This is a genomic window from Streptomyces sp. NPDC005141 (assembly GCF_053599975.1).
In genome coordinates this window covers 45,034-52,798 of sequence record NZ_JBSFYW010000064.1, presented here as the reverse complement: position 1 = coordinate 52,798, position 7,765 = coordinate 45,034, and the positions used below count along the sequence as shown (strand labels likewise).

General features: G+C 68.8%; 7 protein-coding genes, 1 tRNA gene and 1 pseudogene. 6 read left to right on the top strand and 3 right to left on the bottom strand.

Annotated elements, in window-relative coordinates; genetic code table 11:
* A partial coding sequence (locus ACWD68_RS34530) for a Ku protein (RefSeq protein WP_451810400.1) occupies positions 1 to 558 on the top strand: 558 nt, incomplete at its 5' end.
* A gap of 577 nt (positions 559 to 1,135) precedes the next feature.
* On the opposite strand, the gene ACWD68_RS34525 is transcribed toward ACWD68_RS34530, so the two are convergent.
* Positions 1,136 to 2,125, bottom strand: coding sequence for an aldo/keto reductase (locus ACWD68_RS34525; protein ID WP_451810399.1), 990 nt, complete (start codon positions 2,123 to 2,125; stop codon positions 1,136 to 1,138).
* 166 nt (positions 2,126 to 2,291) lie between these two features.
* Here ACWD68_RS34525 and ACWD68_RS34520 point away from each other — a divergent pair.
* Together ACWD68_RS34520 and ACWD68_RS34515 are read left to right on the top strand one after the other, a co-directional pair.
* A pseudogene (locus ACWD68_RS34520) lies at positions 2,292 to 2,399 on the top strand (IS5 family transposase); the annotation flags it as partial.
* Between the two features lie 14 nt (positions 2,400 to 2,413).
* Entirely contained in the window at positions 2,414 to 2,626 is a 213-nt protein-coding gene (locus ACWD68_RS34515; RefSeq protein WP_451810398.1) for a hypothetical protein, read from the top strand.
* A 266-nt stretch (positions 2,627 to 2,892) separates the two neighbouring features.
* On the opposite strand, the gene ACWD68_RS34510 is transcribed toward ACWD68_RS34515, so the two are convergent.
* Positions 2,893 to 2,966: transfer RNA gene (locus tag ACWD68_RS34510), tRNA-Met, on the bottom strand.
* Between the two features lie 134 nt (positions 2,967 to 3,100).
* Between ACWD68_RS34510 and ACWD68_RS34505 the strand changes: the two genes are divergently transcribed.
* Positions 3,101 to 3,460 carry an FAD-linked oxidase C-terminal domain-containing protein gene (locus tag ACWD68_RS34505; protein WP_451810397.1) on the top strand — a complete coding sequence of 120 codons (360 nt, stop codon included), beginning with the start codon at positions 3,101 to 3,103 and terminating at the stop codon, positions 3,458 to 3,460.
* Between the two features lie 37 nt (positions 3,461 to 3,497).
* Here ACWD68_RS34505 and ACWD68_RS34500 read toward each other — a convergent pair whose 3' ends face one another.
* On the bottom strand, positions 3,498 to 3,893 hold the full coding sequence (locus tag ACWD68_RS34500; RefSeq protein WP_451810396.1) for a hypothetical protein: 396 nt from the start codon (positions 3,891 to 3,893) through the stop codon (positions 3,498 to 3,500).
* Positions 3,894 to 5,455: 1,562 nt separating this feature from the next.
* On the opposite strand from ACWD68_RS34500, the gene ACWD68_RS34495 reads away from it, so the two are divergent.
* Entirely contained in the window at positions 5,456 to 7,318 is a 1,863-nt protein-coding gene (locus ACWD68_RS34495; protein WP_451810401.1) for an ABC transporter ATP-binding protein, read from the top strand.
* Positions 7,315 to 7,761 (top strand): NUDIX domain-containing protein, encoded by a 447-nt coding sequence (locus tag ACWD68_RS34490; RefSeq protein ID WP_451810395.1) that lies wholly within the window; start codon positions 7,315 to 7,317, stop codon positions 7,759 to 7,761. Before ACWD68_RS34495 ends, ACWD68_RS34490 begins: the two co-directional genes overlap by 4 nt.
* Positions 7,762 to 7,765: the final 4 nt, after the last annotated feature.

Sequence of the window (7,765 nt, the reverse complement as noted above, 5' to 3'; positions counted from 1 at the left end):
AAGCCCTACACCCTCCTGAGGCAGGCCCTGCAGCGGTCGTCGAAGGTGGCCGTCGCGAAGTACGCCTGGAGCGGCCGTGAACGGCTGGGCCTGCTCCGGGTCCGCGACAACGTCATCGTGCTGCACGCGATGCGTTGGGCCGACGAGATCCGCGACCCGTCCGAGCTGAAACCGGACGAGGTGGAGCTCACCGATGAGGAGATCGCCCAGGCGGCGCAGCTCATCGACCGGCTGACCCGCGACGACCTGGAAGGCGAGGAGTTCACCGACCGGTACACGCAGGCGGTGGAGCGGCTCATCGACGCGAAGCGGGAGAACCGCGAACCGCCCACGGCCGAGGAGCCCGAGGAGCCGGCACAGGTCGTCGACCTGATGGCCGCACTCAAGGAGTCCGTGGCCAAGGCCCGCAAGTCCCGAGGCGAGGACGCCACCGTCCACGACATACCCAAAAGGAAGACCACAGCCAAGAAGACGACGGCCAAGAAGACGGCAAAGAAGCAGCCCGCCAAGAAGGCAGCCAAGAAGACGACGGCACGGAAACCGCGCCGCAGCGCCTGAACCTGCTCACCCGGATCCACATCCCACACTGCGGCCGTCGGCAGCAGGGTGGCCGTGCGGCCGGAGGTCTTGCCGTCTCTCCTGCCGCGTGGACCGGAGAGACGGGGCCTGGGGACTGCTGCAACTACCATCGCCCCACGGCGACCTCGGCGGCCAGACGCCTTACGAACGCCTCAAGCAGAAGACCACGGCAAAGGCGTAATCGGTGATCGTCAGTGGCACACCGACAACGGTGTACGTCCCAGCCCGGGGCGAAGGTCGCGTTCTGCTGCGCCTGGAAGCCGACGCTGTAGTCGTTCATACCGAATCGGAAGTCGCCGTCATTCCTCGCCTGGTCGAGCCCGTGCCCGAAGTTCGCAGGCTGGCCGCCGAAACGGCAGCGGATTCGCGGGGTTCACGACACAGCCCCGGCTTGCGCGAGTTGAGGAACGGTGTGGGGCCGGAAACGCACGTGGTCCGGGCCCTCACCGCTTTCGTTCGTGCAGTCAGTGCTGCCCAAGCGGCCGTGCTTTTGGCGCTACCCGGATGCCGGTGCCCCCTGGCAGCCGCGTGCCCTCTATCCGGCCACACACCCGCTCTAACGATTGACGGCTCGCATCCCTGCCTCGTCGTACCGCTCACCCGCCGCCTCGGGCAGCTCCGCATCGATGCGGGCCAGGTCCTCCTCGGTCAGCGCGATGCCGACCGCAGCGGCGTTCTGTTCCAAGTAGGTGCGGCGCTTGGTGCCCGGGATCGGTACCAGGTCCTCGCCCTGGGCCAGCACCCAGGCGATCGCCAACTGGGCCGGGGTCACGTCCTTCTCGGCGGCGATCTCCTTCACCTTTGCCGCCAGCCGCAGGTTCGCTTCCAGGTTGGCGTCCTGGAAACGCGGGTTCTCCCGGCGCCAGTCGTTCGCGTCCAGCTCATCCGTCGAGGTGAACCGCCCCGCGAGGAAGCCGCGGCCGAGCGGCGAGTACGGCACGAAGCCGATGCCCAGCTCACGGCAGGCGGGCAGTACCTCGGCCTCCACGTCCCGTGACCACAGCGAGTACTCGCTCTGCACCGCAGTGATCGGATGCACCGCGTGGGCGCGCCGGATGGTCTCCGAGCCCGCCTCGCTCAGGCCGATGCACCGCACCTTGCCCTCGGCCACCAGTTCGCCCAGCGCGCCGACCGTCTCCTCGATGGGGACGTTCGGGTCGACCCGGTGCTGGTAGTACAGGTCGATGTGGTCGGTCCCCAGGCGTTTCAGGGAGCCGTGGACGGAGCTGCGGACGTGCTCGGCCGAACCGTCCTGCGGGCCGACCGTGCTGATGTCACCCGGCACGGCGTTGTCCATCCGGTAGTTGAACTTCGTCGCGACCACGTACTCCTCGCGATGTCCCCGGATCGCCTCGCCGACGAGCGACTCGTTGGTGAGCGGCCCGTACATCTGCGCGGTGTCGAGAAAGTTCACCCCGAGGTCGAGGGCGCGCCGGATGGTCGCGATGCTCTCCTGCCGGTCGGTGGATCCGTAGAAGGCAGACATGCCCATACATCCCAGGCCAATGGCCGATACCTGGAGATCCCGCAGAGTGCGTTTCTGCATGTCGTGTCCCAGCCTTTCCCTGTCGTTCGGGCGCACGAAGCCCCTCATCGATTCAAGCGGCGAATCCCAACGCCGGCATCCCGTGAGAGGCGGACGGCGCCACGGGCCTCGTGCGCGTAGTGGTGTCTGCGACGCTACGAGTTCGAGCGCACTCCAACGCAAGTCGATCGATGCGCAGAGCGTGAAGACCTCGGCGAACGTCGCTGAGGACAGGCAGGGCGTCGACGCAGACAGGAAAATCAAAGGACGCAAGCGTCACGTGACCACGGACACGCCGCGTTCCTGCGGATGCAGTGCCTGAAGAGGACCTGCGACATCCAGCTCGCCGCCCAGGCCGCCGGCGCCTCGCTCGTCGTCCCGCCGCACGAAGTGTGCGAACACATCGCCCGGCAGTTCGAGGGGAGGGCCGAAGGCGATCTGCACGACAATGCCGCGCTCGAAATCGCATGGACCACGATGCTCCGCCTGCCCGACCGGATCACCCCCGACTACCGGGACTGACCGGACCCCGCACGTCGTGCCGGCCCGGCCGGGACCGTCACGAGTCCGGCCCGCCGATGGAACCCCCACCATCAGCTGCTGCACGCCGGACTCACGACCGAACCTGCCGCCAAGGCCGCGCCGCGCCGGCACGACGCCGCACACCGCCCGCGAAGCCAGGCTGCGATGCCCAGCTGCCTGGCCTCGTACCAGACAGGAGCCAGAAGGGCGATCGCCCGGGAAAGCGAGAGGGCCCGGATCGTGTGGATCCGGGCCCTCTCCAGCAGTAGCGGGGACAGGATTTGAACCTGCGACCTCTGGGTTATGAGCCCAGCGAGCTACCGAGCTGCTCCACCCCGCGTCGGTATCCCCCACCGTACGCCATCACAGCAAGCACCGAAGACCACCATACGACGCAAGATCCTTTAAGCGGCGAAGCCGATGTTTCGCCCCTTGCCCGCCCGGGCCTACTCACCCGAAGACGATGTCCAGACGATGTCCGGGTCCAAGCGTCGGCGGACAGTGCCGCCCGGCTGGCACAAGTCAGTCGCGTGCCACGTAGTAGACGTTCATTGCCGCCTGACCCACGGCCACCCCGACGGCGCCCCCTACTTCACCGTGGCCGTGGCCGGCCGCCCCGGCGACGCAGTCCAGGTCTGGGACGACATCAAGGCCTCCGCGACCGACGTCCCGCACCGCCACCTCAGCACGATCACCCACCATTACGCCGTGGGCCGCGACCACCGCCCCGGCTGCGACCTCCAGCGTCCCGAACCCTTCGTGCTGGCGCTGCAAGCCGCCAACACCAGCCTCGACCCGCACCGCACCCTCAACCCGAGTGTCCTGCCCGACTGACGAGCCGAAACGCGGAAAGCGAGCGCCCCGAGCCTGATCAGGCGGAGGCGAAAGCCTCCGCGGGGACATCGTCGAGGACGAATCCGTTGTCGAGCCGGACGCGGACCGTGACGCGGAGCATCCGTCGCTGGTAGGCGACCCACTGCTCTTCCAAGGCCCCCACCTGCTCCTCCAGTTGCTCTCTGCTCGCCGGCGGCATCTGGTGGCCGAAGTCCTCGAGGAGCGACTTGAGGCGCAGGTACTCACGGACCTCCTGGCTCTGCTGCCGATGATGCTCGTCCACACGCTCGACAGCGCCCTCGATGCCTGCTGCCAGGGCCACAGAGGCGGCGAAGGCACCCGTCTCCTCCGGCGGCTCCCCGGCTGGGGTCACCGACCCGGCCAACCGGAGATCCGCCGCCAGCCGCACCCGTTGACCCACGTTCAGTGTCATCGATCCTTCGTCTTCCTCGTCCGTCACCGGCGATCCAGTACACGTGGGCTCGCCAGGCGTACCGGAGAGGACAGGATCATCCCACCCTCACCTCCGGTCCCGACACGATCGAAGCCCTCGCCGACGCTCGCCTGCGCGACAGCCGCACGACGGGCGAACAGGCCGGCTGTCCCCGACCAGCACAGAAGCTGGTCCCACACGGGAGGGGAGACAACCAGGGCTACACCCCGAGCGCCTGTGGCGCGCCCTGCCGCGGCCGCCCTGCCCGGGCCTTCCTGACGCGCGCCCGGCCCTGCCGGGCGCTGCACGTGCCGCCGAAAAGTCCACGACAGCAGAGGAAACCAGGAGGCTTCTCGCCTACTACCGGGAACGTGCAACGCGAGCCAACGACTGCGTAGTCGGGCTGACGGAGCCTACGCCTCGCGAGGGCTGGCGAGGGCCGGTCGACACGAGGAGTCGCTTGGGGTGTCTCAGCAAGCAATCCCTTGACGACTCGTCAACGATCTCGGACACGCCACTGGTTCCTTTCCATCGCCGCTGTCCATAAGGCGGCGGACGCAGCGGCCACTGGCTGGCAGGTCGCCCACTCTTGAGCCAGGTGCAGTTCCTCGTCACCTCGGCGCGGGCCCCTGAACGCGGACGCACGGTGCCACGGGGTCATCGCAAGCCGAATGCGTACCAAACGTACCGACGCATCTCCCGGGAACGGCTCGGATGTGCAAGCACGATCCGTGCAGGCGCCCGGCGTCGAAGGTGCTGATGCTAGCCGTCGGCGGGCCCGTTCACGGGACGCCGCTCCGGTCGACACCCCGGCCATAAGGCACTTCAAGCCACATTGCCGAGCGCCCAATTCCAGGCTGCGCCAGGGGAGTTCGAGAATCCTTTCTTCCGGCTTACCTCCAGGTCATTGGCCCGCAGCAGCACGGCCGGGCCGGGGAGCGCCGCCGATTCGGATTGTCCGGATCGCGGTGCCGTCCCCGCTGATTGTCGGTGCCATGGGCGAGGGTGCCGTCCGCAGAGCAGACCCACGCCCGCCGAAGGAGACCGGTGCCGTCGACGCCATGCAATCCCCCGCTTGGACTCTGGCCGTCCACTGTCCCCTTGACGAGTGAATCGAACGGGCAGGTGCCATGCACCTGAGCCGACAGCACTTGCCCTCCCCCGCGGCATCGAACTTGCACTCGACCAGTCGCCCGGGGCTGCCCGTATCCGCCCCGTGATCAGGGACGTTGTGCGGGTGCTCTGCTCATTCCCCGCTACCAAGGAGAATCCGTGAATCCCGTCCGCGTGTTTACCGCCCTTCAGCCCGTGTTCGAGAATCCCCCCGCTCAGGCCACTGCGTTCCGGCGTCCCGTCGACGTGCGTCGCGCCCTGTTCGCCTCCGCATCACGACCGTCATCAAGGTGGGCAGCATGAGCGAGCCCACCGATGCATCAGCCGACAGCGTCCCGGGGCCGCGCACCACCCCCGTGGCGATCCCAGACGCGACGCCGCCTCCCGAACCGCAGAACGAGGCGGACGCCCGACCCGAAACCGATCCGGGCGCCGCCTCAGAGCCGCAGATGCGCTATGTCGACCTGACCGGCAGCCGCGAAGCGGCCGGCCGCTCCATCCGGATGCGGGACATGGCCCGGCGCCTGCCCCAGCTGGTGCGCCGCTCACTGGCTCTCGCCTGGCGGGTCGACCGGAGAGCGACCACCGGTCTCCTGCTGTGCCAAGCTGCCGCGGGCGTGACGCAGGCCCTCGGCCTGGTCGCCATCAGCGGCACCCTCACCGCACTTTTCACCAGCGGAGACGTCTACCACCGGCTCCTCGAAGCCTGGCCGTCCGTAGCCCTTCTGGCCGGAGCCTCCGCAGCGCGCGCCCTTTTGGGGATCACCGTCGGCTGGCTGTCCTCCCGTCTTGGCCCGCTGATGTCGCGCGAGGCCGAGCAGATGCTGCTCACCGGCTGCGCCGAGGCCGAGCTGTGCGCCTACGACGAGCCCGACTTCAACCGCGACCGCGAGGCCGCGGACCGAGGAGCACAGGTCACTGGTGACCTGATCGACGAGGGCCAGGACCTGATCGCTTCGAGCGCCAGTTTCCTGGCCGGGGCGGTGGTCCTGGCCGGCGTGCACTGGGTTCTTCTCCCGCTCCTGGTGACGGCCAGCCTTCCCCAGGCCCTGGCCCAGGTCAGTGCCGCCAGGGTGCGCTACCTGGCGAACCTGCGCAGCAACGGTGACCAGCGCATGCTGACGGTGCTGCGCTGGCACATCTTCACGAAGGACGCCGCCGACCAGATCCGCGCCGGCACCATGGCCGGCTTCCTGTCCGGCCGGTACCGGCAGACGGTCGCCCGGATCAACGGTGAGGACCGGGCCGCGGCTGACAAGGCCGCCCGGATGGCCCTGTTGGGCGCGCTGTGCGGAGGGCTGGGATCGGCGGTCGTGTGGGCGGCGGTCGTGTGGCTGCTCGCGAGCGGCCATATCACCGTCGGGCGTGCCGGGACGGCCGTCTTCGCTCTGCAGACGGCAGGCATGTCGGTCCGCGGCCTGGTGTCTGTCGGCGCGCGCGCCGTGCGCACGGGCCTGTACATGGACGACTGGAGCGGCTTCCTGGACAAGGCCGGCGGCTTCCGTATGCGCCGGGGCCCGCACCGTCCTGAGCCGCCGACGACGATCGAGATCAAGTCGGTCACCCACCGGTATGCCGGCAAGGACCGCGAAGCGCTGTCCGACGTCTCGCTCACCTTGCGCCGCGGCGAGGTCACCGCCCTCGTCGGCTTCAACGGTTCGGGAAAGTCGACACTGTCGAAGCTGGTCAGCGGCCTGTACCTGCCCACGGACGGTCAGGTGTTGTGGGACGGCGTCCCCACCTGTGACGCCGACCCACAGGCACTGTGGCAGCAGGTCGCCCTGGTGCCACAGGACTACGCGCACTGGCCACTGACCGTGCGCGAGAACGTGACCCAGGGACAGTCCACGGCACGCGGCGACGCGGCAGTACGTGAGGCGTGCGAGGCGTCCGGTGCCGACGAGGTCGTCGACAAGCTCGGTGCCGGCCTGGATACCCTCCTGGCCCGCGAGTGGCTCAACGGGGAGGAACTCAGCGGCGGTCAGTGGCAGCGCATCGCCCTCGCGAGGGCCTTCTTCCGCCAGGCCGGACTGCTGGTCCTGGACGAGCCGACCGCGAACCTCGACCCCCGCGCCGAGTACTCCATCTTCCAGCGGCTGCGGGGTCTCGCCCGGGACCGCGTGGTGCTCCTGGTGACCCATCGCATCACCAATGTCGCTGTCGCCGACCGGATCGTGGTCCTCGACGAAGGCAGGATCGTCCAGGAGGGCACCTACGCGCAGCTCGCTCAACAGTCGGGCTTGTTCCGGCAGTTGCTGTCCTACCAGATCACGTCCGAGTCCAACGGCGAGAAGCACGGGACACCCGCATGAGCCGCCGCAGTGCCACCTCGGCGAGCCCCGCCGTGACGGCCGCGCCCATGGCCACGGACTTCTCCGCCCCTCTCATGCTGTCCCGAGGTGATGACGTGCCGCCCACCCGTCCCGACATCTGTGGGACCGCCGAGGCGTATCTGGCCCGGCATCCGCTTGAGCGGGAGGCCAAGCATGAGGGTGCTCTGATCATCGAGCCCGGCGACGTCGAGCTCGTGCACCTGGTCCACCTCACTGACTCGCGGGGCGCCCGGCCGCGGATCGGACTGGTTTTCTGGGCCCGGTCCTGGTCCGGTGCCCCGGAGTTCCTGGAACCCGACCAGTGCGTGGACTGGCAGTGGTGGGATCCGCAAGGTCTTCCGGCTGGGGTCGTGCCCTACGCCCTGCTGGCGACCGATGGCATTCTCGGCGGGCGCCGCCTGTACTCCGAGATGGGCTGGTGAGCCT